This is a genomic window from Plantactinospora sp. CNZ320 (genome assembly GCF_002846275.1).
Window position 1 is genome coordinate 7,674,880 of the sequence record NZ_PJMP01000001.1, and the last position, 25,770, is coordinate 7,700,649.

Sequence of the window (25,770 nt, forward strand, 5' to 3'; positions counted from 1 at the left end):
CGTGCGTCGCCGAAGGGCCGCCAGCGGACTCTTAATCCGCGGGTTCGGGGTTCGAGTCCCTGCCGGCGCACCAACGATCAAGGCCCTGACCTGTTGACTCTCTACCGGTCGGGGTCTTTTTCGTGTACGCAGACAGCCGGCGGTCGCTCGGTGGGTGCTCTGGAGCCGTTGGACCGTTTCGGCCACGGTAGACGTGATGCCCATGGCGGCCTAACCGAACGTGGTTCCGGTTGGATCGGCGCTGATCATGGTTCGAAGATGCGGGTGGGACCGGGCGTTCGCGTGGAGTCGGCTTCGTCCTACTGCCTGGTTGCCCCTACGCTGACGGCATGAGGGAACCGAGCGCGGACCGGACCTATGCCACCCCTGACGACCTCGCGGTGTCGGCGGTGCTGCCGGAACTGCTGCGGAGTGTGCGGGAGGGCCAAGTCGTCTACCTGAGCGAGCGGGACGAGCCGGTAGCCGCGGTCGTTCCGCTGGAGGTGGCGAGGGCGGGCCTGGCGGCCCTCGGAAGGTCCGACGAGGGGACCCGGTGACGGTCCTGCCTGGTAGGCGTTGATGCACCGGCATACGGCAGCGCCGGCGGAGTCGATCCCCGGCGAGATTCGGGCAGACGTGGAGACGCTGTGGCGCTACCACGACATGCACCACGAGTTGCGCCCGTGTGACGTGGGAATCGGGCTGGGCAGCCATGACCTCGGGGTCGCGGTGATCGCGACACGGCTGTTCCACGAAGGCCTGTTCCCGTGGATCGTGTTCACCGGCGCGAACGCGCCGACGACGGTGGAACGGTTCCCGCGCGGCGAGGCGGTGCACTACCGCGAGTACGCGGTCGAGCAGGGCGTGCCGGCGGAGTCGATTCTCGTGGAGCCACGGGCGACGAACACCGCCGAGAACCTGGAGTTCTCGCGTGCCCTCCTCGCCGAGTTGCAGATCACGGTCCGGTCGGTGCTGATCATGTCGCGGCCATACCAGCAGCGCCGGGCGTACGCGACCTGCAAGCTGATGTGGCCGGAGGTCGACGTGGTGTGCGCGTCGAACCCCTTGGAGCTGGACGACTACGTGCGCAGCATCGGTGACCCACGGCGCGTGGTGGACATGCTGGTCGGGGACACGCAGCGGATCGAGGTGTATGCCGAGCGCGGTTTCGCGCTCCCGCAGGAAATGCCGGACGAGGTACGGGCTGCCTTCGAGCGGCTGGTGGCGGCCGGCTACACGAGCCGACTGATCTGACCACGGCTACCAGCGAGGTCCTCCCGACCGGACGCCCATCCGTTCGCTGAGTTCCACGGCGAGTCGGGGCGGTCGGGGCCGGGTGAGGATGTCCCGGACGAGGTCGCGGGAGAGCCGGTGGTAGCGCACCTGGTCCGGGCCGATCACCTCGGCTTCCAAGAGTGCGCCGAGGGCGTCGTCGATGCGGTTCCAGCGGGCCAGCGCTCGCGCGGTCTCGATGGCGTGGCGGACCTGCCGCTCGATGGGCATCGAACCGGTATCGAGGGGCGCGCCGATGGCGATGGCGCGTTGCACGTCGCCAAGTTCCATCGCCACGGTTGTCTTGTGGATCGACACGTTGGTGGGCCCGAATGCGGTCCACACGTGATTGCCGTCGGCACCGAGCCGGGTGGCTGCGGCGTCGGCTTCGGCAATGTGAGTGCCCGCGGATGCGCGGTCGTCGTCCCGAGCAGCGGCGAGCGCGCAGACCAGGTGCAGGCTGCCGTAGACCGACAGGAGCTGCGGGGTGGGCCTGGTCAGCCGTGGTTCGAGGAACTGCGCCGCGGTGGCGGCGAGGCCACGGGCCTGCGCGAATTCGCCGATCGAGACCAGGGAGTGCGCGGCGGAACGGCTGAGTGAGCCGATGACGACGTGGTCCTGGCTGGCGTTGGCGGCGGTCAGTCCTCGGCTGGCTGCGGTCCAGGCGAGATCGCCTTCGCCGAGCTTGGTGAGGAAGAGCGCGGCGAGCTGGTGTGCGTAGGCGGTCATCGCGTGTGCGCGCTCGCCATCGCCGCCGTCGTACGCCTCGGTGGCGGTGAGGCAGTCATGGATGAGGTAGGGGAGCCGGCGGGCGAGGGTGCCGTACCGCGAGTGCTGGTAGGCGGTCCAGATCTCGGCGACGTCGTTCTCGATCTCACGCAGGGCGGGGGCCTCGACGGTGGCCGGACTGGCCAGGGTGGGCGCGAGATGCCGGTAGTCGTGGAGCGCGGCGCGCAATGCGGGGATGGTTTCGCGACCTGAGTCGTCGGACCACTCGAACAGGCTCGGTGCGCCGATCAGGTCCCCGAGGGACACGTCGAGGGCTTTGGCGATCGCGCGGATGACCGAGAGGCGGTCCAGGTCGGCTCGGTTCGTCTCGACCTTGCGCAGCCATTCCTGTGTCTTTCCGACCAGACCGGCCAGCACCTCTTGGGAGAGTCCGCGCCGGCGCCGGTAGAAGGCAACGCGCTGGCCGATCGTCATGTCGTCCGTCATTCCTCGCACACCGTCCACCTTGCCCTTCGATGACCGCCGGACCCGGTACGGATTTTCCCGGTTCCTTGCCCAGGCCGCCCCTACGTTCAGTTCACCTCAGATCACCTGCATGTGTCGATGTTGGTGTCGGGGGTTTCTGACCAGGAGCTGTGGATGGAGGGGGCGATGACCGACGCACCGGAGCGCGGCGTGGGCGGCCGAGTCGGACCGCCCCGGACCCTTCCGTCTCGGCGTCTTCCCCACCTGCGTACCGCCATCGGGGCTGCGCGGGCGGGTGACCGGCGGTCTGCTCCCAGCCGCCGGGGTGCGGCGGTGGGCTCGTCCTTGTTTCGGCGAGCCCACCGCTCATCTGGCTGCTGCTGGGGGAGGCCGGCATGACGATTTACGTCTCGCGTTTTGCAAAGGCTGACCTGTCCTGGCGGCAGAAACTGGTCGCGGAGGGTTCAGGGCAGCGGACGATCACGCGGCCGGCCGATCCGCCACTGCTGACGCATGCCTGGCGTCAGCTGTTCGAGCGGCAGGTCCGGGACGGTGGTCGGCGATGACCGGCGACCGGGATCAGCGGCGCATCCGAACGGATCGCGCGGCGCCGTCCGGGCAGGAACATCTGCCGTTACGTCCGCTGTGGCTGTGCCGGCGATGCGGCCAACCGTGGCCATGCGGCGCGGCGAAGCTGGGCCTTCTGGCGGAGTACAAGAACAGCCCGCTGAGCCTGTTTCTCTACCTGGCCGGCTGCCTGCATGACGCGATCGACGATCTGCACCAGCTCCATCCCAGCGACACCGGCGGCATCGCCGGTGTCTTCGACCGATTCCTCGGCTGGCCCGCCCGGCACATCCGCTCTTACCGGGTCGCCACCAGGACTTCTCCCGATGAGGAGGAACCTTCATGACCAGCATCGACGTCATCAATGGACCGCCGCAGACGCGCCGATTGAGAATCCCGGCAGGCGCGGCGAACATGCTGTGCCAGGATGCGCCGGCCCGCGGCGGCATGCTCTCGGCCGAGGTCGAGGTGCGAGGCCGGCGGGCCCAGATCGAGACGCCGGACGACGGGCCGGTCCTCTTTCCGACCGACGTGGGGCTCACGCTGCTGAGTGCGCTGAACGCCGACCCTGACCTGCCCGTGGCGGGCGCCCGCGCGTTGGACATCGGGTGCGGTTCCGGCCTGTACACGGTGGCGCTGGCCTTGGCGGGCGCGGCACATATGACCGCGCTGGACGTCAACCCGGCGTGCGCGGACGTGACCCGCGACAACGCGGCCCGCAACGGCATCCAGCCGGACCAGGTGACCACGATCGTCGGGGATCTCGCCAACTTGGCAGTCGCCGAACCGTGGGACCTGGTGGTCTGCAACCCGCCGCACTTCCCGCACGATCCCGTCTACGCCGCTGACGACGGCATCGAGACGGCCCTGGTCGGCGGAAGCGACGGACGGGCGTTGTACGACGTTCTGCTTGCCCGCCTCGACGAGCTGCTTGCCCCGGGCGGGACGCTGCTGCTGACGCATTCGTCCCTGACCGACATCCCCCGCACCCGTCAGACGCTGCGGCGCAACGGATACGAGTGCCGCACTGTACAGGTCTGCGAGCTGGACATCCCCTTGCGTCGCTACGCGACGCACCGCGACGTGCTGCTGTCGCGGCTGTACCCACTCCGGGCGGCCGAACGGGCAGCGTTTCGTGGTCTCCGGTTCGAGGTGCACACCCTCGCCGCCACCCGCATCGATCCCCTGGACGGATCAGGTGAGTGACATGAACCAGTTCGTGACAGACGTCGCGGTGGCCGGCTCCGGCCTGCTCGGGCTCGCCACCGCGTTCGAGTTGCTCAGCCGGGACCTGGACGTCACCGTGGTCGGACCTCGGACCGGCGACCACGCAGGGCAGGCGTCCCGGGCCGCCGGCGCGATGCTCACCGTCTTGAGCGAGGTCGAGGCAAGCCACGATCCCGAGCGGGTCAGCGTCGAAGTCGGCGAACGGTTGGCCGCCCGAGCGGGATACGAGGCCTGGCTGGACCGCGTCGGTACGGCCAGCAAGCAGGCGGTACGGCTTGTCCCGGGCGTGTGGGTGATCAGCAACGGCTACGGGCCAGATGACGCCGCGAACCTCCGGGCCATCGCGAAGGCCGCCGAGGAGCGCGGGTGCCGCGCCGAGTTCGCGTCGCCGACCGCCGTTCCGGGGCTGGCACCGCAGGTGCGAGCACACGAAGCACTATGGCTGCCGGACGAGGCGAGCGTAGACCCAGCGCTCCTGGTCGAGGCGCTGGCCACGGTGCTGAAGGCCAATCCCCGCTGCCGGTGGCTCAACACCACCGTCACCACTGTCAACGAGCACGGCGAGCATCTGGTCGTCGCCGGGGCTGACGGCAGCACTGTCCTGGCCGCTCATCTCGTCCTCGCTGCCGGGGCCGGGACGACCGGTCTGCTCGCCCCTGCGCTTGCCGAGCAGGTCGACGCTCCTCCGCTGCGGTCCGGGCGAGGCGTGTCGCTGCTTGGCCGCGTCCCGTTCTCGCTGCCAGCTGCCGTGCGAACCCCGAACCGGGGCTTCGCCTGTGGCAGCCACATGGTCCCGCGCGGCGACGGCACCATCTACCTGGGTGCGACGAATCGGCTCTCCACCGAACCCGACTACGGCCAACCCGCCTCGCTGGATGAGATCGCCACCCTGATCCACGACGCGAGCGCCGAGCTCAACACTCACCTGCGCGATGCCGGGTTGATCGAGGTCCGGGTCGGGCACCGACCGGTCACCCTCGATCACCTGCCACTGTTCGGCCGCACCGGCCACCCGATGGTCCACCTCGCGACCGGCACCTACCGGTGCGGGGTGCTGCTGGCCCCGCACGCCGCCGGCATCGTCGCCGACGGGATCACCGCTCCCACCTCGACCGCCACTCATCCCTACAGCCCCCGGCGAGAGATGCACCTACCGGCACTCGACAACCTCATCGGCGGCGCGACCCGCGGCCTGGTGGACATGCTGTGCCAACCGGGCGGCAGCCTCCCGCCGGGAACCCACGAGATGCTGGAGCGATTCATCGAGGCGGCGTTGCACGACATCGCCGCCGGCACCTCAGCCAGGGCGGTCGCCGTCCGTCGGCTCTGGCAACGTGCGCCGATGGCCGAATGCCTGCCGCTGCTGCTCGACGCCGCCGGGCGGATCCGATGAGCACGCACGCTCTGGGCCAGCAGACCGTGGCTCGGCAGATCCTCGCCGAGATCAGCGGCCGGACCGCCGACGCCATCGTCGCCTCCACGCGGCTGTCCGATCTCGGTCTGGACTCGCTCGGCCGGCTCACGCTCGCGGTGCTGCTGGAGGAACGAACCGGTCGCCCATTATCCGACGACGAGCTGATCAGCGTCCGGACCCTGGACGACCTGGAGCGGCTGCTGAGCCCCGCGGAGCGTTCGGCATGACCAAGACGCCAACACCGACAGCCGGGCGCACGTCGGATGCGCCCTTCATCGCCGAGTCGGCTGAGGTCGCTGACGCAGCTCACGTCGGCGCGCGAAGCAGGATCTGGCACCACGTCCAGGTCGACGCGGACGTCCGGATCGGCGAGGACTGCGTACTCGGCAAGGGCGTTCACGTCGCCTCGGCAGCGGTCATCGGCAACCGGGTCAAGATCCAGGATGGGTGCGGAGTGTTCGGGGCGATCCTGGAGGACGGCGTGATGCTCGCCCCTGGCGTCTACCTGCTGGAGGACCCGGCACCCCGAGCCATCAACCCCGCCGGTCACCTGAAAGGTCGCAACGACTGGCGGCGAGAACCGGTGACGATCCGCTACGGCGCCACCGTCGGCGCCAACGCGGTCATCGCCCCGGGCGTCACCATCGGCCAGTACGTCATGGTCGGCGTCGGCACCGTCGTGGGGCACGACGTGCCGGACCACGGCCTCGTCATGGGCAACCCAGCCCGGCAACTCGGCTGGGCCTGCAGGTGCGGCCACCGCCTCGACGACAACCTCACCTGTCCCACCTGCGGACGGTTCTACCGCCGAGGGCCGAACGGCCTGTCCCTCGCCACGTGACCGCCGTGCACCACTGGCGACTACCCCGCCCGCGCTTGCTCAACCACATCAACCTCTGCTGAAGGGAACGTCAGATGAGCGAAGTTCGCTATCGTGTTCGCCCTGCCGGGCCGCTCAACGGCACCGCCGTCGTCCAAGGCGCCAAGAACGCGGCCCTACCCATGATCGGTGCCGCGTTGCTCGCCCGAGGCGGTCAAACGGTGCTGCGCAACGTCCCCGCGATCACCGACGTCCAGCGTGCCGTCGACCTCGCCCGACTCCTCGGCGCTCACGTCGAGTACCACCCGGCCGACCGGCTGCTCGTCATCGACGCCACCGCGATCACCAACTCACGGCTGCCAGCCGATCTCACCCGCCTGTTCCGAGGCAGCGTGTTGTTCCTCGCATCGGTGCTGCACCGCTGCGGCGAGGTCATCTTCGAGGGTGCCGGCGGCTGCGCCCTCGGCACCCGGGGGCTCGACTTCCACTACCGGGGGCTGGCCCGCCTCGGCGCGCATATCGAGGAACAGGGCACCACGATCAGCATCAAGGCCGGCAACCTGCGCGGCGCCGATCTTTACCTCGACACGCCGTCGCACACCGGCACCGAGAACCTCATCATGGCCGCGGCCCTCACGCCGGGCCGGACGATCATCGAGAACGCCGCGCTGGAGCCCGAGGTCCTCGACGTAGTCGCGATGCTCATGGCCATGGGCGCCCAGATCAGCGGCGCGGGAACCGGCCGCATCGTCGTCACCGGAGTAGACGAGCTGAACGCGGTCGAGTACACGATCATGCCCGACCGCATGGATGCCGGCGTGCTGGCCATCGCGGCGGCCATAACCGGCGGCGCCGTCAACCTCGTCGGTGGCACTGTGCTGGATCACTTCGGAGTCGCCGCACACAAGCTCCATCAGATGGGCGTCGAACTCGATGCCACCGGGGCGGTCACCAACGTCGCCAGACCCGGTCAACTGCATCCGATCAACGTCATCACCGACACCCACCCCGGGTTCGCCACCGACCTGCAGCCCCCGCTGATGGCCCTCGCCACCCAAGCACCCGGAACGAGCTACTTCCGTGAACGCATCCACGACGCCCGCTACGCCCTCGCTGGTGAGCTGACCAAGCTCGGCGCGGATCTCACCGTCGACGGCGAGAAGGCCGTCGTCCATGGAGGCAGGCCGCTACGCGGCGCCGAGGTCATCGCCCAGGACCTGCGGACCGGCATCGGGCTCGTCCTGGCCGGACTTGTTGCCGATGGCGAAACGATCATCGGCAACGGCGCCATGATCGACCGGGGTCACGCCGACCTGGCCAGCCGTCTCACCGCCGTCGGCGCTGACATCATCCGCGATGAGATCTGACGACCAGCCTCTCGCGGCTCGGCTCGATGCTGAGCCGCTGGCCACAACCGAGGAGGTGACCATGACGCGTCCGATCACACTCGCCCACCCGCACGTCGGTGACGCCGAGGTCGACGCAGCCGTCCGCGTTCTGCGTAGCCGAAAACTCGTTCAGGGCAATGAGGTTGCCGCGTTCGAAGCCGAGTTCGCAGACCTCGTCGCCGGTCGGCGCTGTGTGGCAGTCAGCTCAGGCACCGCCGCTCTGCACCTTGCGCTACGCGCCTGCGGTATCGGACCAGGAGACCAGGTGATCTTGCCGTCGTTCACCTTCGGCGCCACCGCCCACGCCGTTGCCCACGCTGGCGCTACACCGGTCTTCGCCGACATCGATCCGGAGACCTTCACCCTCGACCCCGAGGCGACCGCCGCCGCCATCACGTCCAGCACCGCTGCCATCGTCCCTGTCCACCTGTTCGGCCACCCAGCCGCGATGGAGCGCCTGACCGCCCTCGCCGCCCGCCACGGCCTCGCGGTCATCGAAGACGCCGCCCAGGCCGTCGGCGCCGCACTGGACGGCACCCCGACCGGCGCGTTCGGTCACGCCGCAGCCTTCAGCTTCTATCCCACAAAGAACATGCACGCCATCGAAGGCGGCATGGTGGTCACGGCCGACGAGCAGGTGGCCAGACGACTACGACACTTGCGCAATCAGGGCATGCCGGCCCGCTACGAGTACGAGCTGATCGGCTTCAACGCTCGGATGACCGACGTCTCCGCCGCAGTCGGTCGCGTTCAACTCCGGTCGCTGGCGTCGTGGACTGCCCGAAGGCAAGCGCACGCCGCCGTACTCACCGAGCAGCTTCACGGTGTTGTCACCCCGCCGGTCCTGTCGGGCGCCGTCCACGTCTACCACCAGTACGTTATTCGCCATCCCGACCGGGACGCCGTACGGCAACGGCTCGCCGACGCCCGGATCGAGACCGGAATCCACTATCCAACGCCCCTGCATCGCAGCTTCGCCTACGACCAACCCGCCGACCTCCCGCATACGGAACAGGCTGCCGCTGAAATGCTCTCGCTGCCCGTCCATCCGCAACTCCCACAGTCCGACCTGACCCGAATCGTGACGGCGGTGAACCGATGAGCGCGCCATTGCGTGCTGGACTGGTCGGCCTGGGCATGATGGGCCGCCACCACGCCCGCGTCCTCAGCCAGCTCCCCGGCGTCCAGCTCGTCGTCGCCACTGACCCTGACGGAGACCAATATCAGGCCACCCGGGGCGTCGCCCTCACCGCCACGCTGGAGCAACTGCTCACGCATCGACTCGACTACTGCGTCGTCGCCGTACCCACCGCCCATCACGCGGCCATCGGCCACCGACTCGCCGAGGCGGGCGTACCGGCGCTGATCGAGAAACCCCTCGCCCCGGACCTGACTACCGCACGGGCCCTCGCCCAAGCGTTCGACACCGCCGGACTGATCGGGGCCGTAGGCCACACCGAGCGGTACAACCCCGCACTGGAAGCCATGCGGGTGCGACTCGCCGACGGGGCTCTCGGTGACCTCTACCAGATCGCCACCCGACGCCAAGGGCCCTACCCGCCACGGGTTCGCGATGTTGGCGTCGTGCTCGACCTCGCCACCCACGACCTGGACATGACCACCTGGGTCACCGACATGCCGCTGGTCTCGGTCGCAGCCCGAACCATGGCCCGCAGCGGCCGGATCGCCGAAGACCTCGTGGTCATCCTCGGCGAACTCACCGACGGCACCCTCACCAACCACGTCGTCAACTGGCTATCCCCGCTCAAAGAGCGCATCACCATCGTCACCGGCGCTCACGGCTGCCTTGCCGCCGACACCGTCCACGGCGATCTCACCTTCTACGCCAACGGCTCCACGCCCACCGAGTGGGCCGCCGCCGAACTGTTCCGAGGCGTCACCGAAGGAGCCATCACCCGATTCGCGATCCCGAAACGCGAACCCCTGCTCAGCGAGCACGAAGCCTTCCGCGACGCCGTCCTCGGCCGAGAAGCACCGATCGTGACCCTGTGGCAGGCCGCCGCGACCATCGCCGCCGCCGAGGCCGTCCTCAACTCCGCGGCCACCGGTAACTGCACCACGCCCGACCTGCCACGCGCACCGCGTCCGCGGCTCTCCCCGGCCGACTACCTGCTTGAGGTTGCGACCCCATCCTCGAGGTAGACGCCGCCACGCCCGATCGCGGCGACCGCCGCAGCAACTCGCCGAGCCAACCGAGGGATCAACACTTCGCCCAGGCGCTCCGGCTCGACGAACTCGAACCGGTCGAGCTCGTCCGGGCACAGTCGTATCGTCGCGATCTGGTCCGCTGTCAGCATGCCGCCGTCGAACACGAACATGAGGCCGCCGTCCCACGGCGGGCTCGCCGGCACCCAGTCGACGCACAGCAGCGCTCCCGTGGTCACTGGAACACCCAGTTCCTCCTGGATCTCGCGCGCACAAGCATCCGCCGGGGACTCGTCCGGTTCCACCATTCCGCCGGGAACCTCCCACACGTCCTTGTAGGTCGGGTGGACCACCAACACCCGGCCGGACTGATCACGGAGGATCACGCCGGCCGCCGCGCGGACCCGCGTCACGCTGGCGATGTAGGAGAGGTCGGGTTCGGTCTGAGTCTCGGCCACGCGACCGACCCTACGGGCTCGCCCCTGGCGAGTGGCTCGTTACCGAAGGGAAGGATTGCCGTACCGGGGCGACTGGCGGTCCGCTCCTGGTATCGCTGGCGGGCGCGGCCGTGTGACTCCAGGCTGCCCGACGCGGGGTGAGCCGGCCTCAAAGGCGAACCCCGGGGCAACCTGGCGAGACGACTAAACCGTCATAACACGCAAAGTATGTGAATCAGACGTCCTCTCAGTAAACTTTTAGCAAACTGGACGCCTTCACCTGGTAGAGAATGGTCCGGGCGGATCGGCACGGCGGGTTCGGCGAGCGGCTCCGGGAAACGGACCGGTGGTAACACCGGCACCGCGCCCCGGGCCGACTCAACAGGCGGATCGGCGGCAGCCCGGAGGCGGTGACCAACCGACGTCTCTTCGAGGCGACTTGGGCGCGCGGGCTTACGCCATCCCTATCCCACAGTCCGGCCTGAGGCTCAGCCTCCCGGTCGGGCCGGCTGGTCCCGCCATGGCAGCGGTTGGGAGATCCGCTGCCACCACCAGCGGTCGGGGAGGGTCGGCACGTTGTGCGCCGGCCCCAACTCCACCGCCAGTGCGTATCCCTCGTCGTCCTCGGTGCGCGCGACGAACTGCTGGTCGACCTGGCCGAGGGCGATCGCGAACGGCGTACGGGCCTGCTCCGGCAACGTCTGGCCGAGCTGCGCGAGTTCGTCGCGGAGTTCCAGGTCCTCCCGGTAGTACGCCGCCGGATACCAGCCGTCCGGCGGCCACCCGGCGGCCACCCGGCGGCCATCCGGGCCGCCATGCCCTCCCAGGTGCCGAGCCAGGTGCAGGCACGCCACACCGCCTGCGACACCGCCGGGACGTCCGAGTCCGACCACGGCTTCAGCTCCGCACGCAGTCGGTCGGTGACCGGGGTGGGCATGCGGTGTTCGCGGATCACCTCCGGCAGCGCGGCCACCGGCAGGTCCGGGAACACCGCCACCGGATGCTCGACCGCCTGGATCCGGTAGACCGGCTCCTCCGCCCCACCGTCGTCGACGATCCGCGCCCGGGTGGGGCGGCCGTCCGGGGCCACCAGCCAGTACGCGCTCGGTAGTGGCTCCTGCCCCGGATAGACCACCACCGTCCCGAGCCGCTGTGCCAGCACCACCGCGACGACCGACTCGGGCGGCTGCGGGACGATCGTCTGGGCGGGACAAATCTCCAACTGCCAGTGCAGCTGGCCGGTGACCGGCACGACGGTGCAGATCACCTGCGCCGACCAGTTGCGGTCGGTGTCGTCGGAATCGCCGACGTCGACCTGGTCGACCGGGAGCGCGAACAGCGTCGCCAACGCCGAGACGAGCCGGCCCCGGTGCAGTTCACCGAAGATCAAGAGGTAGTACGTCACGGCTCGGACGTCCCGTCGTAGATTTCCTTCGCCTTCGCGACCGCCTCCGGTTGTTCAGGAAGCGGGGATTGTTCTGCAGCTGTGGCGACTGTGTCGGATCGCCACCGACCCTGGTGATCTCCTTGAGTGCCGCGTACTCGTTACGGTCCAGCTTTACCACACCGTCACCGGAGTCGGGGAAGACCGTTCCGTTCGACTCGACCCCGTACGACCGGCCGTTGACCTCGTACGGCTGGGTCTCCGGATTCCACCGCGCGTTGCCGGCGGCGATCTGCTCCACATCGCCGCGGGCCACGTCCTCGTACCCCCGCAGCTAGACCGTGCTGGGATCCTTGACCTCGCCGTTGCGCGACCCGGCGACGGTGTGCCGGGGGTGCGGAACCCTGAGGTCCCTGCCCCGGGCCGGACCCGGCACGTCGTCGACTCCGTGAAACCCGGGGAACATCAATGTCTCCATCAAACCCGGTGCGGGACAATCTCATGGATGCTGAGTGCCGGGTCGGTGGGTATGTCGTCGAGCGTGGCGACCTGATGGAGATGGTGTATGCCGGGCTCCACCCGCGGTGCGATGCGTGCGGCGAGCACCGCGATCGCGGCGGTGGCGTGAGCCTGCGGGCGTCCGGTGGCCCAGCGGATCGTTCCGTCGGCGCCGCGGGCCAGGGCGAGCCAGCGGTCGTTGCCGGGGAGGTGCAGGTGTCGTGCGAGTGTTGCGCTGCCGGGGATTCGGGTCATCACGCCGAGGGTGGCGGTGGCGATGCGGGATGTGAGGCCGAAGTATGTGCGTACCGGTGTGGCCAGGTCCCGGGTCAGGGTGTGCTGGTCGGAGAAGTCGACGCGGAGCAGCGGCCGGTTTCCCAGTCCTGGTAGACGGAACCGTTGGGGCCGGGTGTAGTTGAGGACGGTGGCGGTGGTGGCCGGGTCGGTGAAGTGTGTTCCGAGGAGGCCGGCCGACCAGCCGACCGAGGCGGAGCCGTACTCCTCGCCCGTGCCGAGCACAAGCGCCACGTCGACCGGCCCGGGCACGTCCCGGTGGACGGCGGCCGCGAGGAGGTTTGTCAGCCCTGGTGCCAACCCGACGCTGAGTATCAACGGCGCCCTGGGGTGGAGACGTTCCAGAGCGGCGACGTACCCGGTGGTGGCGGTGATGTCGACGAAACCGACCCGGTGTTCGAGGAACTCCCTGGCCACGGCCGGGTCTTCCACGCCGCTGGAGTTGATGACGACGTCTATATCGGACACTGCTGCGCCGACGGCGGTGGCGTTGAGGTGGCGCAGGTCGAGTACCCGGTCGGCGCGGGCGGCGTCGCGGCCGGCGGTGAAGGTGACATCGCCCGCGGCCCTGAGCAGGGCGACGATCCGGGACCCGGTCGCTCCGTAGCCGCCGAGTACGAGGACCCTCATCGGCTGACCCTCTCCGTGCCGGCCCGCCGACGTCTGGCGGTCACCAGCGCGATCGCCACGGCGGCGCCGGCTACCAGCGTCAGGACCCCGGTGCCCTGGAAGAAGACGTCGTTGGAGATGACGGCGTCGCTGCCGGCGGGGTACCAGGATTGAGCCCGTGCCGGGTCGACTTGGCGCAGGAACAGGTACAGGGTGTGGTTGTAGCCGCCCTCGTACAGCCCGAGCAGTACCACCCAGAAGACGATGACGAGGGTGTGACATGCCCGCTGCGCCCACCTCCTCGTCGCGCCGAGGCGGTGAAGCCACAGGGTGGCGCCGAGGATGACGGCGAAGACAAAGGCCATGATGGTGCGGCCGGGACTGTCAAACCTGAGTCCGCCGTAGAGGTGGTGGGCGAACGTGACCACCCATTGCACGGCAACCAGCGTGATGGTCAGGTCCCTGGTTCTGAATGCGGAGGAGTTCATGTGACCGGCTAGCGTTCGTCGACGACGTCGGTGAACTCGGTGGTGTGGTCGGTGGTGAGCGCGAACGCGGTGCCGGCCTCGGGTAGCTGCCCGGCGTGTGCGAGTGCCACCGCGGCCTGCGCGTGGGCACGTGTGTCCCAGCACCACATGTCGATCCAGGTTTCGTCGTCGACCCGGGTCAGCCGGGCCTGGAGGAGTCCGGGCGTTGCATTCCTGACCGCGACGACGAGGGCGTTGCGCCGAGTGATCATCTCGTCGGCCGTGGCCGGGTCCGTAGTGAAGCGGTCCAGTCTGAGAACTGCCATCGTCTGTCTCCTCATGGGCTTGTCGAACAGCCTGTTCGTTACAGAACAGAGCGGCTGTTACCGACCACTCCGTGCTAGATTGCTGCAACGCGGCTGTGGCGGCAACAACCAGACGGCGCTATGTGTGCGGTACCGGACAGACACGCGAAACCGTCCGGCAGAAGGGAGCGAAGTGGAAGCCCAGAAGGTCGACAGACGGGTCAGGCGCAGCAAGGAACTGCTTCGCAGCGCGCTGCTGGCGGCCATCCGCGAAAAGGGGTATGAGCGGGTCACCGTCCAAGACATCATCGACCGCGCCGACGTCGGCCGATCGACCTTCTACGCGCACTTCCGGGACAAGGAGGACCTGCTCTTCCACGGGCTGGACGAACTGCGCGCGGCGTTCGACCCGGCGGCGCAAGCCCCCGGCCGCTCGCCAACCCTCAAGGTGTTCGAGCACTTCCACGCGTCCCGTGAGATATGGCGGGCGATGGCCGGCCGACGCGGCGCGGAGACCTTCATCCGCTACCTGCACCGGCTGCTCGCGGAGCTGCTGCGCAGCCACCTACGTACCCGCTGCCCGCAGGGCGAGACGCAGGTGCCCCTGGAGGCCGTAGTGGAGTTCGCCACCAGCACGCTGATCGGGCTGGGCGCTCGCTGGTGGCTCGAGGAGGAAGTACCCCTCTCACCGAGGGAGATGGACCAGCTCTACCGCCGGCTCACCGAACCCGGCATACGCGCCGGGCTACGACCCAAAGCGGTGGCACCGTCACGGTCGGCCGGGTAGGTGTGCCGGAGCACGCCCGCGCGTGGGGGCTGTCGGACAACATGAGCATGCATGTAGACGAGGCGGCTTGGTCCGCGAATGTCATCGACGTGAGCGCAGGCCCGGCGGACCCGTACAGGCTCAGCCGTAGGCGGCGCGGAGTGTGGCGCCGATGCCGGCGGTGGCTTCCTTCACCAGGTCGGCGAGCTGCTCCACGGTGTTGGCGTGCATAGCCGAGGTCACCGAGACGGCGGCGATGGCACCCTTCTCCGAGTTGAGCACGGGTGCCCCGACCGCGAAGTAGCCGACGTGCATCTCCTCGACCTCGGTGGCCGTACCGGTCTCCCGGACCCGGTCCAGCGCCTGGCTCAGGTGCAGCGCCGAGGTGATCGTGCGCGGCGTACGGCGGGGGAGCCCGGCCCGGAGCGTCTCGGTGAGCAGGCTCGGATGTGAGTACGCGAGCAGCACCTTGCCCACGGCGGTGCAGTGCATCGGCATCCGGCCGGCGATCTGGGTGTGCCGGGTCGGCTGCCGGTACGGCGACAGCCGCTCGATGACAAGCGCGTCGAGGCCGTCGACGATGGCGAGGTGTACCACCGAACGGGTGCGGTAGAGCAGCTCCTGCATGTACGGCCGGGCCGCGTCCCGCAGGATCCGCTGCCGGGGTACCCGCTGGCCCAGCTCGAACAGGCGCAGCCCGAGCCGGTAGTCGGCGCCGGAACGCTCCAGTACGCCCCACATGGTGGAGACCTGGCAGATCCGGTGCACAGTCGTGCGGGGCAGGCCGGTGCGTCGGACCAGCTCGGCCAGGGAGATGTCGACGTCGTCCATGGTGAACGCGTCCAGGATGATCTCGATCTTGCCGGCAACCGACCGTGGGTCGAGTTTGTCGACGTCCCTCGCTGCGGTCATGTCGCAGCCGTCTCGTCGAACTCGTCGAGGAACTTGGTGACCAGCGCGGCGACCTCCTCGGGCAGCTGCTCCATCAACGGAACCATGCCGCCCTGGATGATCTCCAGGCGAGCCTGGGGGAGCCGCTCCACCAGCCGGGACACCTGGTGGAAGGTGATCGGGTCGGCGGATGCGCCGATGCAGAGCACCGGTCCCTGGTAGCTGGTACGCCCCTCCATCTGGTAGGCGCTGATCGCCCGGTGGCCCTCCTCCGCCTGGTCCTCCAGCAGCAGCACGTCGCGGACGTACCGGTCGAGCAGGTCGGGCCGGGCCGGTGGGTAGAAGCCGCTGCGGCGTACCCACAGCTCCATCAGGTGCCGGCCGTCGTCCTGGAGTTCGACCAGGCTGAGCGGGTGCATCTGCGGCCGGTTGCGCCGGAACTCCTCGTCGACGTACGGGGTGCCGGAGAGGATGAGCGAGCGCGCCCGTTCCGGCTGCTGGTGTGACATCTCCACCGCCACGATGCCGCCGAGCTGGTGGCCGAGCAGGTCGGCGCGGTCCAGTTCCAGCTCGTCGAGGAGCGCGAGCACCGCGTCGGCGTACCGCTCGATGGAGTGGTCGGTGATCGACTCGGAGGCGCCGAAGCCGATGATGTCCGGGGCGATCACCCGGCGCTGCTGGGCGAGCAGGGGCATCAGGGCACGGAACTCGTCCCACGAGCTCGGCGTCTGGTGCAGCAGGACGAGCGGCTCGCCGGTGCCCATCTCCACGTGGTGTATCAGGCCGGCGCGGGTGCGGGCGTAGTTCGGGGAGAACATCGGCGCGATCATCAGCCTTCGGTCCCTGTCATCGTCATTGTCGGTTTACGGCGGTCTGGTGCACTTCAGTGTCTTCTGCCCTGCTTTTTCCTGCCCTGCTGCTGCCAGCCTAGTTCGCTCCCGGCGCCGGCCAACCGGCCGCACATCCACTGACCGGAATAGCGCGCTGGTCAGCGGGGTGCGCGGTCGCGCAGCCTGTGACCGCAACGGTGGCGACGGACGGGGAAAGGAGGGGCCGATGACGACCGACCTGGTCGAGCGGGCCTGGGCCGCGATAGACGCGGACCGGCTTCGTGACCTGACGCTGCGGATGGTCTCGACCCCGAGCCCGACCGGGGACGAGGCGGCCCTCGCCCGGTTGCTGACCGGGCACCTGGCGTCGGTCGGACTGGAGGCGACGTACCAGGAGATCGACGAGCGGCAGGGCAACGCGGTCGGCCGGCTGCGCGGCGACGGCACCGGGGCGGACCTGCTGCTGTACGCCCCCATCGACACCCTCTCGGTCGGCACCGAGCAGGAGGACGTGCCGTACGTCGGCGACGCCCTGCGCCCGGACATGCACCCGGAGGGCGTGCTCGACGGCGATCGGGTGATCGGGCTCGGCGCCAGCAATCCGAAGGGGCACGCCGCCTGCGTCGTCGAGGCCGCCTCGGCGGTGGCGGCGGCCGGGCTGCCGCTGCGCGGGTCGCTGCTGGTCGGGCTGGGCGCCGGCGGGATGCCCACCAACCGCCGGCCGGGCGCGACCCGGGCCAACACCGGCCAGGGCAACGGCTGCTCGTTCCTGCTCGAACAGGGGATCTGGGCCGACCACGCGATTCTCGCCAAGCCCGGCTGGGCGGTCGCGCACGAAGAGGTCGGACTCTGCTGGTTCACCGTCCGGGTCTCCGGCACCTACAACTATGTCGGCAGCCGGCAGCGCCTGCCGTACCGCAACGCGGTCGTCGACGCGGCCCGGCTGATCGGCGAGCTGGAGCCCTGGTTCCCCGAGTACACCGCGCGGAACACCGGCGGACTCGTCGCACCGCAGGGGCACGTCGGGTCGATCCGCGGTGGCTGGGAGCGCACCGCCGCGTTCAGCCCGGCGGTCTGCGAGTTCACAGTGGACCTGCGGACCAGCCCGCGCACCACCCCGGCGGACGCGGCCCGGCAGTTCGCCGAGGGCATGCGGGCCGCCCTGGACCGGCTCGGTGACGTGTCCGCCTCCTGGGAGATGGTGCTCGCCATCCCCGGCAGCCACACCGATCCGGACACCTGGATCGTCCGTTCCTGCGTACGGGCGTGGGAGCGGGTCACCGGCCAGCCGCACGTACTGGACGAGGCCGCCCGCACGACGAGCGGTGCCACCGACGGCAACATCCTGCGCAACCGGGGGATCCCGACCGCGCGGATCGGGATGCCCCGGCTGCACAGCACCGACGGCTCGGAGGTCGACTTCCCGATGGGGATGAACTCGGTGTCGCTGCCCAACATGCTCCGGCTGACCCGTCTGCTTGTCGCGGCGGCGGTGGACGCCTGCACCCGGGAGCGTTCGGAACTGGGAGGTGTCGGATGACCCGCTGGTGGCACGAGCCGTTCGCCGGCGAGGCCGGCGTCGCGTACGCCTCCTTCGCCCACCGGCAGGAGCCCGGAGAGCGCCCTGCGGTCGTCGTGATCGACGTGGTCCGGTCCTTCGTCGGCTCGCCCGGCCTCGACCTGGCCGACGCGATCGAGGAGTGGCCGACCGCCTGCGGGCCGGCCGCGCAAGAGGCGTTGCCGGCGATCGCCGCGCTGCTGCACGCCGCCCGGACCGCCGGGGTGCCGATCGTGCACCTGCGACCGGCCGGCCCGGCGGCCCTGCTCCTCGGGCCGACGGTCAAGAACGAGCTGGTCGGCGAGTTCGTCAACGGTCGCCCCGGCGCTGTCGACTTCGTGCCCGAGTCGGCGCCCTGGGAGGGCGAACTCGTCGTCGCCAAGCCCCGGGCGAGCGCGTTCTTCAACACCCCGGTGGCGACCTATCTGCACACGCTGGGCGTGGACGACCTGATCGTCGCCGGCACCACGACGTCCGGGTGCGTACGCGCCTCGGTGGTGGACGCCTTCTCGCACGGCTTCCGGCCGTTCGTGGTCGAGCAGGCGGTGTTCGACCGTTCGCGGCTCTCCGCTGCGGTGAGCCTCTACGAGATGGACGCCAAGTACGCCGATGTCGTGCAGCTCGAGGACGTACTGCGGCGGTTGGCGGCGATCCGATGAGGACCGTCCACTTCCACGCCGACCGGCTGCGCCTTACTGGCTCGCTCTTCCTGCCCGAGCAGCGCCCCGAGGCCGGCGTACCGGCGGTCGTCTTCTGCCACGGCTTCGGCGCGACCCGGGAGTACGTGGCGGCCGACATCGCCCGGGCGCTCTGCGACCGGGGCATCGGGGTGCTCACCTTCGACCACCGGGGCTTCGGTGAGAGCGAGGGGGAGCGCTGGCGGATGCTCCCGCACGAGCAGGTGGCGGACATCCGCAGCGCGATCGTCTATCTCTCCACATGCGACGGAGTCGACCCGAACCGGCTCGGGCTGTACGGCATCAGCTTCGGCGGCGCGCACGCGATCTGCGCCGCGGCGGCCGAACCGCTCGTGCGGGCGACCGTCTCCTGCGTTCCCTTCGCCGACGGCGCCGAGTGGATGCGTTCCATGCGCCGGTACTGGGAGTGGTGCGAGCTGCTCGACGAGCTCGCCCGCGACCGGGTGCGGGCGGTGGTCGAGGGACGCTCGGCCGAGGTCGACCCGGACCGGATCCTGATCCGCGACCCGGAGTCGGTGGAGTGGAACGAGTGGCTCAAGCGCGACTTCCCGAGCCGTTCCGAATACCGGCTGCCGCTGGAGACCGCCGGCGCGATCATCGAGTACGCGCCGATCCGGCACGCCGACCGGGTCTCCCATCTCATGATCATCGCGGCCGGTCAGGACACGCTCGTACCCAGGGAGCACGCCGGGGCGCTGTACGCCGCGGCGCGGGAGCCCAAGGAACTGCTCACCCTGCCGGACGCGACCCACCACGACATCTACCGCGGCCACCACTTCGACGAGGTCGTGGACGCGGCCGCGCGGTGGTTGGGCGCACACCTCGATACGACCCACCCGGAGGTTCCGAACAAATGACCATCGAGCGCGAGGCGGGGAAGCCGCCGGTGTGGCAGAACGACACGCCCGAGGGGCCGGCGCCGGTGCTGGAGGGACAGGACTGGTCGGCCTGGCCGGTCTACGACAGCGCCGCGCTGGGCCTGCGGAACTACTGGTACCCGGTGGGCTGGGCGGAGCAGTTCGGGCGCAAGCCGCAGAATGTCCGGCTGCTCGGCGAGGACATCGCGGTGGTACGCGAGGGCGACGAGATCTACGCCCTGCACGACCGTTGCCCACACCGTGGCGTACCGCTGTCGCTCGGCCGCCGCCAGTTTCCCGACACGGTGAGCTGCCCGTACCACGGTTGGACGTTCGAGCTGAAGACCGGCAACCTCTGCGCGGTGCTGACCGACGGGCCGGACTCGCCGATCTGCGGCAAGCTCAAGGTGCGTACCTACCCGGTGGCGCAGCGGCTCGGCCTGGTCTGGATCTACGTCGGAGCCGGTCCGGTGCCGCCGGTCGAGCGGGACATCCCCGACGAGCTGCTCGACAACGACTTCGTGATGGGCGGGCGCAGCGACATCCGCAACGGCAACTGGCGTTTCGCCGCGGAGAACGGCTTCGACGAGGGCCATGCCAAGTATCTGCACAACACCGCCCTGTGGCGGCTGTTCAAGGTGATGCCGGCCTGGAACAAGACCCGCATCCAGCAGGAGGGACCCTGGCTCGTCCGGGTGCAGGAGGAACTGCACTGGGAGGCGGAGTATCCGGGACTGGGCGTGTGGACCAACAAGCGGTGGTGGAAGCGCATGCCGCTGCCGGACCGGCCGGGCAAGGGCACCCGGGTCAACCCGGTCATCGACTCGCTCAACATCCCGGGCTTCGTCTCGATTCGGCTGCCCGGTCTGCTGCGGGTCGCGTACCCGCAGTTCATCCACTACGAGTGGTACGTGCCGGTGGACGAGGACCACGTCCGGTACGTACAGATCATGGCGCGCTTCGAGCGGGGACTGACCGCCGCCGCCTTCAAGGTCAAGTATCTGGCCGCGATCCGGTGGCTCTTCCACGGTCAGTTCACCGGGCAGGACGCCTGGATGGTCGACGTCACCGACGCGCCGCCGGAACGGCTCTACCGTCCGGACGTCTCGATCACCACCTGGCGACGCATGGTCGAGCGGGCCAAGCCCGTCGTGCAGACCCGTCTGCGTCGCCCCTCGAAGGAGGAAGCATGAAGGCGCGTACCCCCGTGGTCGTGACCGCGGCCGTCGTGGCCGTCGCCAGCCTGCCGCAGGTCCGGCGGGTCCTGGCCCGGCTGCTCCTGCACACCACCGGCACGGTGGTCCGGGACCAGCGGCGGATCAGGTGAGCCAGGTCGTCCTCGGCGTCGGTGCCTCGCACAGCACGCTGATGAACACCAACTGGGACGAGGTCGCCGACCAGCCGGCGGCGATCGGGTTCCGCGACGGTCTGGCCGAGGCGGCGGCGCTGGTCGCCGACGCCCGGCCGGACGCCGTGGTGGTGATCGGCTCCAACCACTTCCGCGGCTTCTTCCTCGACCTGATGCCCGCGGTCACCGTCGGCGTCGCGGAGTGTGTCGGCGCGGGGGAGTCCGGTACGCCCGGCGGCCCGCTGCCGGTCGACACCGACCTCGCCCGGCACCTCGTCGACTCGCTGCTGGACAACGAGTTCGACGCCGCGTTCTCGCTGCGCCTCCAGGTCGACCACGGCATCACGCACAGCCTGCAGTACCTGGTGCCCGGGCTGGACGTGCCGATCGTGCCGGTCGTGCTGAACATGTTCGCCCCGCCGCTGCCGACCCTGCGTCGCTGCCACCGGCTGGGCGAGCAGATCGGCCGGGCCGTCGCCGCCGACGGCCGGGACAAGCGGGTCGTGGTGATCGCCTCGGGCGGCCTCTCGCACCGGCTGCCGTGGCCGAAGTGGTTCGAGACGTTCTCCGACGACGACCGCTTCCTGGTCGAGGCGTGGCTCAACGGGCGTACCTCGTGGACCGAGTACGAGGTACGCCGCCGCCAGATCATCCGGGCCGCCGAGGCCGACATCAATCCCGACTTCGACCGCCGTTTCCTCGACCTGCTGGCCACCGGCCGGATCGACGAGATCGTCGGGTACGACAACGACCGGGTCGAGGCGGAGGCCGGCAACGGCGGGCAGGAGATCCGTTCCTGGGTCGCCATGGCCGCCGCCGTCGGCCCGGCGCAGGGGCGCACCCTCGCCTACGCACCCATTCCACAGTGGCTCACCGGCATGGGTGTGGCCGTGCTCTCTCCCGGAGGCGACCGATGACGTTCTGGACCGACCTGACCGGCACCCCGTTCCGGCTGGAGTACGTCGACGCCGGTGGGGTACGCACCCGCAGTCTCCGGGCCGGCGAGGGCGAACCGGTCGTCTTCCTGCACGGCACGAGCGGGCACCTGGAGGCGTTCGTCCGCAACATCCCGGCACACGCACGGCACTTCGACTGCCACGCCATCGACATGCTGGGGCACGGCTACACCGAGGGCATCGACGCGCCGTACCGGATCGCCCGCTACGTCGACCACCTGCTGTCCTATCTGGACGCGGTCGGCATCGGGCGGGCGCACCTGGTCGGCGAGTCGCTCGGCGGCTGGGTCGCCGGCCGGCTCGCCGCCGACCACCCCGACCGGGTGGCCCGGCTGACGCTCGTCGCGCCCGGCGGCACCGTGGCCAACCCGGCCGTGATGGAGCGGATCAGGACCAGCACCCGCGCGGCGGTGGAGAACGACGACATCGCGCTGACCCGCAAGCGCCTCGAACTGCTCATGCACAACCCGGCCAAGGACGTCAGCGACGAACTCGTCGAGGTCCGGCACGACATCTACCACCGTCCCGAGTTCAAGGTCGGGCTGGACAACCTGCTCTGCCTCCAGGAGATGGTGAACCGCCAGCCGGACCTGCTCACCGAGGAGCAGCTCGGCCGGATCACCGCGCCGACGCTGATCGTGTGGGGGGCGGAGAACCCGTTCGGTGAGATCCCGGAGGCCAGGCGGATGAACGCCGCGATCCCCGGCTCCCAGCTGGAGATCTTCGCCGAGTGCGGGCACTGGCCGCAGCACGAGCACTCGGAGCGCTTCGACGCGCTGAACATCCCGTTCCTGACCGGGCGGGGCTGACCCGGTGGACGCCCTGGTGCAACGGACCACCTGGGAGGCCCAGGACGTCCTGTCCGTGGAACTGGTGCATCCGGACGGGGCCGAACTGCCCGGCTGGACCCCCGGCGCCCATCTCGACCTGCAGCTCGGCGACAAGGTTCGGCAGTACTCACTCTGCGGCGACCCCGCCGACCGCGGCCGTTACCGGGTCGCGGTGCTGCGCGCGGCGCAGAGCCGGGGCGGGTCGAGCTACGTGCACGAGCGGCTGCGGCCGGGCCAGACGGTCCGGATCGAGGGGCCGCGCAACCACTTCACCCTGGAGCCCTCCCCGAGGTACGTCTTCGTGGCGGGCGGGATCGGCATCACCCCGATCCTGCCGATGATCCGCCAGGTCGCCGCCGAGGGGCGCGACTGGCGGCTCGGGTACGGCGGCCGGAGCCTGCGCTCGATGGCCTTCCGGGACGAGTTGGCCAGGTACGCCGACCGGGTCGAGATCGTGCCGCAGGACGAGCACGGGCTGCTCGACCTGGACGCCCTGCTCGGTACGCCGTCGCCCGACACGCTCGTCTACTGCTGCGGGCCGGAGTCGCTGCTCGAAGCCGTCGAGGCGCGCTGCGCGGGCTGGTCGCCGGGGTGCCTGCGGCTGGAGCGGTTCGCCGCCAGGCCGCAGGACTTCGGCCCGGGGGCACCCTTCGAGGTGGTCTGCCAGCGCTCCGACGTGACGGTGCGGGTCGATCCCGGTACGTCGGTGGTGGACGCGCTGGAGACGGTGGACATCTGGGTGCCGAGCGCCTGCCGGGAGGGGATCTGCGGCACCTGCGAGACCCGGGTGATCGACGGGGTGCCGGACCATCGCGACTCGCTGCTCTCCGAGGAGGAGCGGGCGGCCGGAAAGGTCATGCTGCCGTGCGTCTCCCGGGCGCTGACGCCGAGGTTGGTGCTGGATGTCTGAGGTGGAGGCGACGATGAACAGAACCAGGGTGGCGATCATCGGGTCGGGCAACATCGGCACCGACCTCATGATCAAGATTCTGCGGGTCTCACCGACCCTGGAGGTGGCCGCGATGGTCGGCATCGACCCGGCCTCGGACGGGCTCGCCCGGGCCCGCCGGCTCGGCGTGCCGACCACCTCGGACGGGGTGCGCGGCCTCGTCGAGATGCCCGGCTTCGACGAGATCGAGATCGTGCTCGACGCCACCTCGGCGGCGGCGCACAAGGCGAACGAGGCGGTGCTGCGGCCGTACGGCAAGCGGCTGGTCGACCTCACCCCGGCCGCCCTCGGCCCGTACGTCGTGCCGTCGGTCAACCTCGACGCCCACCTCGACGCGCCGAACGTCAACATGGTGACCTGCGGTGGCCAGGCGACCATCCCGATCGTGGCCGCTGTCGCCGCGGTGACCCCCGTGCACTACGGCGAGATCGTGGCGTCGATCGCCTCCCGCTCGGCCGGCCCCGGCACCAGGGCGAACATCGACGAGTTCACCGAGACGACCCGGCTGGCGATCGAGCAGGTCGGCGGCGCCGCCCGGGGCAAGGCGGTGATCGTGCTCAACCCGGCCGAGCCGCCCATGATCATGCGAGACACCGTGCTCTGCCTCGTCGACGAGCCGGACCAGCAGGCGATCGCCGACTCGGTGCGCGGCGCGGTCGAGGCGGTGCGGGCGTACGTGCCGGGGTACCGGCTCAAACAGGAGGTCCAGTTCAGCCGGGTGGGGCCGGACGAACCGGTGCACACCCTCGGACCCGTGCCGCGCACCGACCCGGACCGGCCAACGCAGGGGCGTCCACTGAACCTTTCTCAACCTCCACTTGCGGTCCGGCGGACCGCAGGGTCAGACGCGGTGCGTGAGCGCCGCGCGGTCCAGGTTGAAAAAGGTTCACTGTGGCGGGTGTCGATCTTCCTGGAGGTCGAGGGAGCCGCGCACTACCTGCCCGCGTACGCCGGCAATCTCGACATCATGACGTCGGCGGCGCTGCGGGTCGCCGAACGTCTGGCCGCGACCCGGAAGGTGGCCCCCCGGTGACCGAAATCTTCGTACAGGACGTGACGTTGCGGGACGGCATGCACGCCATCCGCCACCGGTACACCCTGGACGACGTCACCCGGATCGCGGTGGCGCTGGACGAGGCCGGGGTGGACGCGATCGAGGTCTCGCACGGCGACGGGCTCGGCGGTGGAAGTCTCACCTACGGCCCGGGCAGCCACACCGACTGGGAGTGGATCGGCGCGGCCCGGGACGCGGTACGGCGCGCCCGCCTCACCACGCTGCTGCTGCCCGGCATCGGTACCGTGCAGGACCTGCGGCGCGCCGCCGACCTCGGGGTCACCTCGGTGCGGATCGCCACGCACTGCACCGAGGCCGACATCGCGGCGCAGCACATCGCCACCGCCCGCGAGCTGGGCATGGACGTCGCCGGTTTCCTGATGATGTCGCACATGAACGACGCCCAGGGATTGGCGGCACAGGCGAAACTGATGGAGTCCTACGGCGCGCACTGCGTCTACGTGACCGACTCCGGTGGCCGGCTGACCATGGACGGCGTACGCGAACGGGTCCGGGCCTACCGGGACGTCCTCGACGACGGCACCGAGATCGGCATCCACGCCCACCACAACCTCGCGCTCGGGGTGGCCAACTCCGTCGTCGCCGTCGAAGAGGGCGTGCGCCGGGTCGACGCCTCGCTCGCCGGGCAGGGCGCCGGTGCCGGCAACTGCCCTATCGAGGCGTTCGTGGCGGTGGCGACGTTGCAGGGCTGGAAGCACGGCTGCGACCTCTACGCGCTGATGGACGCGGCCGACGACATCGTCCGGCCGTTGCAGGACCGGCCGGTACGGGTCGACCGGGAAACGCTCACCCTCGGGTACGCCGGGGTCTACTCCAGCTTCCTCCGGCATGCCGAGACGGCCTCCCGAGAGCACGGCGTGGACGTACGCGAACTCCTTGTCGAGGCCGGCCGGCGACGCCTCGTCGGCGGCCAGGAGGACATGATTGCGGACATCGCCCTAGACCTGCGCACCCCAAACTGACGTGTAAGGAAGGGCCCCCCGTTATCGCA

31 protein-coding genes and 1 tRNA gene are annotated in these 25,770 nt (G+C 70.0%); 23 read left to right on the top strand and 9 right to left on the bottom strand.

What is annotated here, in order from left to right; all coding sequences use genetic code 11:
* Window positions 1-3: 3 nt before the first annotated feature.
* From CLT71_RS34370 to CLT71_RS34380, 3 genes are all read left to right on the top strand, one after another.
* A tRNA-Lys gene (locus CLT71_RS34370) sits at window positions 4-73 on the top strand.
* A 256-nt stretch (window positions 74-329) separates the two neighbouring features.
* Window positions 330-536, top strand: a complete 207-nt coding sequence (locus CLT71_RS34375) for a hypothetical protein (RefSeq protein WP_101370765.1) — start codon at window positions 330-332, stop codon at window positions 534-536.
* A gap of 22 nt (window positions 537-558) precedes the next feature.
* Entirely contained in the window at window positions 559-1,233 is a 675-nt protein-coding gene (locus tag CLT71_RS34380; RefSeq protein WP_101370766.1) for a YdcF family protein, read from the top strand.
* 6 nt (window positions 1,234-1,239) lie between these two features.
* Here the strand turns inward: CLT71_RS34380 and CLT71_RS34385 are convergent, their stop codons facing one another.
* Window positions 1,240-2,466, bottom strand: coding sequence for a helix-turn-helix domain-containing protein (locus tag CLT71_RS34385; protein WP_199187995.1), 1,227 nt, complete (start codon window positions 2,464-2,466; stop codon window positions 1,240-1,242).
* 374 nt (window positions 2,467-2,840) lie between these two features.
* Here CLT71_RS34385 and amcA point away from each other — a divergent pair, with 374 nt between their 5' ends.
* The 9 genes from amcA to CLT71_RS34425 all read left to right on the top strand — a co-directional run bounded on the left by amcA (window position 2,841) and on the right by CLT71_RS34425 (window position 10,024).
* Window positions 2,841-3,011: a multiple cyclophane-containing RiPP AmcA gene (gene amcA, locus CLT71_RS37660; protein WP_199187812.1), complete on the top strand. Its 171-nt coding sequence runs from the start codon at window positions 2,841-2,843 to the stop codon at window positions 3,009-3,011.
* Window positions 3,008-3,358, top strand: coding sequence for a hypothetical protein (locus CLT71_RS34390; RefSeq protein WP_101370767.1), 351 nt, complete (start codon window positions 3,008-3,010; stop codon window positions 3,356-3,358). Before amcA ends, CLT71_RS34390 begins: the two co-directional genes overlap by 4 nt.
* Window positions 3,355-4,218 (top strand): methyltransferase domain-containing protein, encoded by an 864-nt coding sequence (locus CLT71_RS34395; protein WP_101370768.1) that lies wholly within the window; start codon window positions 3,355-3,357, stop codon window positions 4,216-4,218. The genes CLT71_RS34390 and CLT71_RS34395 overlap by 4 nt, the downstream gene beginning before the upstream one ends.
* Window position 4,219: 1 nt before the next feature.
* Window positions 4,220-5,632, top strand: a complete 1,413-nt coding sequence (locus tag CLT71_RS34400) for an FAD-dependent oxidoreductase (protein WP_101370769.1) — start codon at window positions 4,220-4,222, stop codon at window positions 5,630-5,632.
* Window positions 5,629-5,880: an acyl carrier protein gene (locus CLT71_RS34405; protein ID WP_158242375.1), complete on the top strand. Its 252-nt coding sequence runs from the start codon at window positions 5,629-5,631 to the stop codon at window positions 5,878-5,880. The genes CLT71_RS34400 and CLT71_RS34405 overlap by 4 nt, the downstream gene beginning before the upstream one ends.
* Window positions 5,877-6,494 carry a DapH/DapD/GlmU-related protein gene (locus tag CLT71_RS34410; protein WP_101370771.1) on the top strand — a complete coding sequence of 206 codons (618 nt, stop codon included), beginning with the start codon at window positions 5,877-5,879 and terminating at the stop codon, window positions 6,492-6,494. The genes CLT71_RS34405 and CLT71_RS34410 overlap by 4 nt, the downstream gene beginning before the upstream one ends.
* A 74-nt stretch (window positions 6,495-6,568) precedes the next feature.
* Window positions 6,569-7,840 carry a UDP-N-acetylglucosamine 1-carboxyvinyltransferase gene (gene murA, locus CLT71_RS34415; protein WP_101370772.1) on the top strand — a complete coding sequence of 424 codons (1,272 nt, stop codon included), beginning with the start codon at window positions 6,569-6,571 and terminating at the stop codon, window positions 7,838-7,840.
* Between the two features lie 61 nt (window positions 7,841-7,901).
* Entirely contained in the window at window positions 7,902-8,963 is a 1,062-nt protein-coding gene (locus CLT71_RS34420; protein WP_101372031.1) for a DegT/DnrJ/EryC1/StrS aminotransferase family protein, read from the top strand.
* On the top strand, window positions 8,960-10,024 hold the full coding sequence (locus tag CLT71_RS34425) for a Gfo/Idh/MocA family protein (RefSeq protein WP_101370773.1): 1,065 nt from the start codon (window positions 8,960-8,962) through the stop codon (window positions 10,022-10,024). The genes CLT71_RS34420 and CLT71_RS34425 overlap by 4 nt, the downstream gene beginning before the upstream one ends.
* On the opposite strand, the gene CLT71_RS34430 is transcribed toward CLT71_RS34425, so the two are convergent.
* The 6 genes from CLT71_RS34430 to CLT71_RS34465 form a co-directional block, all read right to left on the bottom strand.
* Window positions 9,988-10,485 (bottom strand): NUDIX hydrolase, encoded by a 498-nt coding sequence (locus CLT71_RS34430; protein WP_199187813.1) that lies wholly within the window; start codon window positions 10,483-10,485, stop codon window positions 9,988-9,990. The two genes, CLT71_RS34425 and CLT71_RS34430, sit on opposite strands and share 37 nt — an antisense overlap.
* Before the next feature lie 467 nt (window positions 10,486-10,952).
* A complete protein-coding gene (locus CLT71_RS34435; protein ID WP_101370774.1) occupies window positions 10,953-11,258 on the bottom strand; it encodes a hypothetical protein in 306 nt (101 codons plus the stop codon).
* 924 nt (window positions 11,259-12,182) lie between these two features.
* Window positions 12,183-12,314 (bottom strand): hypothetical protein, encoded by a 132-nt coding sequence (locus tag CLT71_RS38440; protein ID WP_486483607.1) that lies wholly within the window; start codon window positions 12,312-12,314, stop codon window positions 12,183-12,185.
* Window positions 12,315-12,325: 11 nt separating this feature from the next.
* Window positions 12,326-13,270 (bottom strand): saccharopine dehydrogenase family protein, encoded by a 945-nt coding sequence (locus CLT71_RS34455; protein ID WP_101370778.1) that lies wholly within the window; start codon window positions 13,268-13,270, stop codon window positions 12,326-12,328.
* The gene (locus tag CLT71_RS34460) at window positions 13,267-13,686 is read right to left on the bottom strand and encodes a hypothetical protein (RefSeq protein WP_143743738.1); all 420 of its coding nucleotides are present in this window, start codon (window positions 13,684-13,686) and stop codon (window positions 13,267-13,269) included. Before CLT71_RS34460 ends, CLT71_RS34455 begins: the two co-directional genes overlap by 4 nt.
* A 59-nt stretch (window positions 13,687-13,745) precedes the next feature.
* Entirely contained in the window at window positions 13,746-14,042 is a 297-nt protein-coding gene (locus CLT71_RS34465) for a hypothetical protein (protein WP_101370780.1), read from the bottom strand.
* Window positions 14,043-14,214: 172 nt separating this feature from the next.
* On the opposite strand from CLT71_RS34465, the gene CLT71_RS34470 reads away from it, so the two are divergent.
* Window positions 14,215-14,808: a TetR/AcrR family transcriptional regulator gene (locus tag CLT71_RS34470; RefSeq protein ID WP_486483608.1), complete on the top strand. Its 594-nt coding sequence runs from the start codon at window positions 14,215-14,217 to the stop codon at window positions 14,806-14,808.
* Between the two features lie 120 nt (window positions 14,809-14,928).
* Here the strand turns inward: CLT71_RS34470 and CLT71_RS34475 are convergent, their stop codons facing one another.
* Window positions 14,929-15,699: an IclR family transcriptional regulator gene (locus CLT71_RS34475; protein ID WP_101370782.1), complete on the bottom strand. Its 771-nt coding sequence runs from the start codon at window positions 15,697-15,699 to the stop codon at window positions 14,929-14,931.
* A complete protein-coding gene (locus CLT71_RS34480) occupies window positions 15,696-16,508 on the bottom strand; it encodes an alpha/beta fold hydrolase (RefSeq protein WP_101370783.1) in 813 nt (270 codons plus the stop codon). Before CLT71_RS34480 ends, CLT71_RS34475 begins: the two co-directional genes overlap by 4 nt.
* 226 nt (window positions 16,509-16,734) lie before the next feature.
* On the opposite strand from CLT71_RS34480, the gene CLT71_RS34485 reads away from it, so the two are divergent.
* From CLT71_RS34485 to dmpG, 10 genes are read left to right on the top strand one after another with little or no spacing between them, the layout of a single operon-like run.
* A complete protein-coding gene (locus CLT71_RS34485; protein ID WP_101370784.1) occupies window positions 16,735-18,048 on the top strand; it encodes a zinc-binding metallopeptidase family protein in 1,314 nt (437 codons plus the stop codon).
* Window positions 18,045-18,725, top strand: a complete 681-nt coding sequence (locus tag CLT71_RS34490; RefSeq protein WP_101370785.1) for an isochorismatase family protein — start codon at window positions 18,045-18,047, stop codon at window positions 18,723-18,725. The genes CLT71_RS34485 and CLT71_RS34490 overlap by 4 nt, the downstream gene beginning before the upstream one ends.
* Window positions 18,722-19,621, top strand: a complete 900-nt coding sequence (locus CLT71_RS34495; RefSeq protein WP_101370786.1) for an alpha/beta fold hydrolase — start codon at window positions 18,722-18,724, stop codon at window positions 19,619-19,621. The genes CLT71_RS34490 and CLT71_RS34495 overlap by 4 nt, the downstream gene beginning before the upstream one ends.
* Window positions 19,618-20,814 carry a Rieske 2Fe-2S domain-containing protein gene (locus CLT71_RS34500; RefSeq protein WP_101370787.1) on the top strand — a complete coding sequence of 399 codons (1,197 nt, stop codon included), beginning with the start codon at window positions 19,618-19,620 and terminating at the stop codon, window positions 20,812-20,814. Before CLT71_RS34495 ends, CLT71_RS34500 begins: the two co-directional genes overlap by 4 nt.
* The gene (locus tag CLT71_RS37265) at window positions 20,811-20,948 is read left to right on the top strand and encodes a hypothetical protein (protein WP_158242376.1); all 138 of its coding nucleotides are present in this window, start codon (window positions 20,811-20,813) and stop codon (window positions 20,946-20,948) included. The genes CLT71_RS34500 and CLT71_RS37265 overlap by 4 nt, the downstream gene beginning before the upstream one ends.
* Entirely contained in the window at window positions 20,945-21,886 is a 942-nt protein-coding gene (locus tag CLT71_RS34505) for a DODA-type extradiol aromatic ring-opening family dioxygenase (RefSeq protein ID WP_101370788.1), read from the top strand. Before CLT71_RS37265 ends, CLT71_RS34505 begins: the two co-directional genes overlap by 4 nt.
* Window positions 21,883-22,734 carry an alpha/beta fold hydrolase gene (locus CLT71_RS34510; protein ID WP_101370789.1) on the top strand — a complete coding sequence of 284 codons (852 nt, stop codon included), beginning with the start codon at window positions 21,883-21,885 and terminating at the stop codon, window positions 22,732-22,734. Before CLT71_RS34505 ends, CLT71_RS34510 begins: the two co-directional genes overlap by 4 nt.
* A gap of 16 nt (window positions 22,735-22,750) precedes the next feature.
* The gene (locus CLT71_RS34515) at window positions 22,751-23,665 is read left to right on the top strand and encodes a PDR/VanB family oxidoreductase (RefSeq protein WP_486483609.1); all 915 of its coding nucleotides are present in this window, start codon (window positions 22,751-22,753) and stop codon (window positions 23,663-23,665) included.
* Between the two features lie 13 nt (window positions 23,666-23,678).
* A complete protein-coding gene (locus CLT71_RS34520; RefSeq protein ID WP_101372033.1) occupies window positions 23,679-24,737 on the top strand; it encodes an acetaldehyde dehydrogenase (acetylating) in 1,059 nt (352 codons plus the stop codon).
* A complete protein-coding gene (dmpG, locus tag CLT71_RS34525; RefSeq protein ID WP_199187814.1) occupies window positions 24,734-25,741 on the top strand; it encodes a 4-hydroxy-2-oxovalerate aldolase in 1,008 nt (335 codons plus the stop codon). The genes CLT71_RS34520 and dmpG overlap by 4 nt, the downstream gene beginning before the upstream one ends.
* Window positions 25,742-25,770 lie beyond the last annotated feature (29 nt).

What these genes read in the sequence shown, in the direction of transcription:
- CLT71_RS34385 (WP_199187995.1), bottom strand. Translation starts at nt 2,466, where the DNA reads ATGACGGACGACATGACGATCGGCCAGCGCGTTGCCTTCTACCGGCGC.
- CLT71_RS34420 (WP_101372031.1), top strand. Translation starts at nt 7,902, where the DNA reads ATGACGCGTCCGATCACACTCGCCCACCCGCACGTCGGTGACGCCGAG.
- CLT71_RS34380 (WP_101370766.1), top strand. Translation starts at nt 559, where the DNA reads ATGCACCGGCATACGGCAGCGCCGGCGGAGTCGATCCCCGGCGAGATT.
- CLT71_RS34495 (WP_101370786.1), top strand. Translation starts at nt 18,722, where the DNA reads ATGAGGACCGTCCACTTCCACGCCGACCGGCTGCGCCTTACTGGCTCG.
- CLT71_RS34390 (WP_101370767.1), top strand. Translation starts at nt 3,008, where the DNA reads ATGACCGGCGACCGGGATCAGCGGCGCATCCGAACGGATCGCGCGGCG.
- murA (WP_101370772.1), top strand. Translation starts at nt 6,569, where the DNA reads ATGAGCGAAGTTCGCTATCGTGTTCGCCCTGCCGGGCCGCTCAACGGC.
- CLT71_RS34395 (WP_101370768.1), top strand. Translation starts at nt 3,355, where the DNA reads ATGACCAGCATCGACGTCATCAATGGACCGCCGCAGACGCGCCGATTG.
- CLT71_RS34490 (WP_101370785.1), top strand. Translation starts at nt 18,045, where the DNA reads ATGACCCGCTGGTGGCACGAGCCGTTCGCCGGCGAGGCCGGCGTCGCG.
- CLT71_RS34500 (WP_101370787.1), top strand. Translation starts at nt 19,618, where the DNA reads ATGACCATCGAGCGCGAGGCGGGGAAGCCGCCGGTGTGGCAGAACGAC.
- CLT71_RS34410 (WP_101370771.1), top strand. Translation starts at nt 5,877, where the DNA reads ATGACCAAGACGCCAACACCGACAGCCGGGCGCACGTCGGATGCGCCC.
- CLT71_RS38440 (WP_486483607.1), bottom strand. Translation starts at nt 12,314, where the DNA reads ATGTTCCCCGGGTTTCACGGAGTCGACGACGTGCCGGGTCCGGCCCGG.
- CLT71_RS34475 (WP_101370782.1), bottom strand. Translation starts at nt 15,699, where the DNA reads ATGACCGCAGCGAGGGACGTCGACAAACTCGACCCACGGTCGGTTGCC.
- CLT71_RS34455 (WP_101370778.1), bottom strand. Translation starts at nt 13,270, where the DNA reads ATGAGGGTCCTCGTACTCGGCGGCTACGGAGCGACCGGGTCCCGGATC.
- CLT71_RS34400 (WP_101370769.1), top strand. Translation starts at nt 4,220, where the DNA reads ATGAACCAGTTCGTGACAGACGTCGCGGTGGCCGGCTCCGGCCTGCTC.
- CLT71_RS34375 (WP_101370765.1), top strand. Translation starts at nt 330, where the DNA reads ATGAGGGAACCGAGCGCGGACCGGACCTATGCCACCCCTGACGACCTC.
- CLT71_RS34485 (WP_101370784.1), top strand. Translation starts at nt 16,735, where the DNA reads ATGACGACCGACCTGGTCGAGCGGGCCTGGGCCGCGATAGACGCGGAC.
- CLT71_RS34425 (WP_101370773.1), top strand. Translation starts at nt 8,960, where the DNA reads ATGAGCGCGCCATTGCGTGCTGGACTGGTCGGCCTGGGCATGATGGGC.
- CLT71_RS34405 (WP_158242375.1), top strand. Translation starts at nt 5,629, where the DNA reads ATGAGCACGCACGCTCTGGGCCAGCAGACCGTGGCTCGGCAGATCCTC.
- CLT71_RS34465 (WP_101370780.1), bottom strand. Translation starts at nt 14,042, where the DNA reads ATGGCAGTTCTCAGACTGGACCGCTTCACTACGGACCCGGCCACGGCC.
- CLT71_RS37265 (WP_158242376.1), top strand. Translation starts at nt 20,811, where the DNA reads ATGAAGGCGCGTACCCCCGTGGTCGTGACCGCGGCCGTCGTGGCCGTC.
- CLT71_RS34520 (WP_101372033.1), top strand. Translation starts at nt 23,679, where the DNA reads ATGAACAGAACCAGGGTGGCGATCATCGGGTCGGGCAACATCGGCACC.
- CLT71_RS34480 (WP_101370783.1), bottom strand. Translation starts at nt 16,508, where the DNA reads ATGATCGCGCCGATGTTCTCCCCGAACTACGCCCGCACCCGCGCCGGC.
- amcA (WP_199187812.1), top strand. Translation starts at nt 2,841, where the DNA reads ATGACGATTTACGTCTCGCGTTTTGCAAAGGCTGACCTGTCCTGGCGG.
- CLT71_RS34510 (WP_101370789.1), top strand. Translation starts at nt 21,883, where the DNA reads ATGACGTTCTGGACCGACCTGACCGGCACCCCGTTCCGGCTGGAGTAC.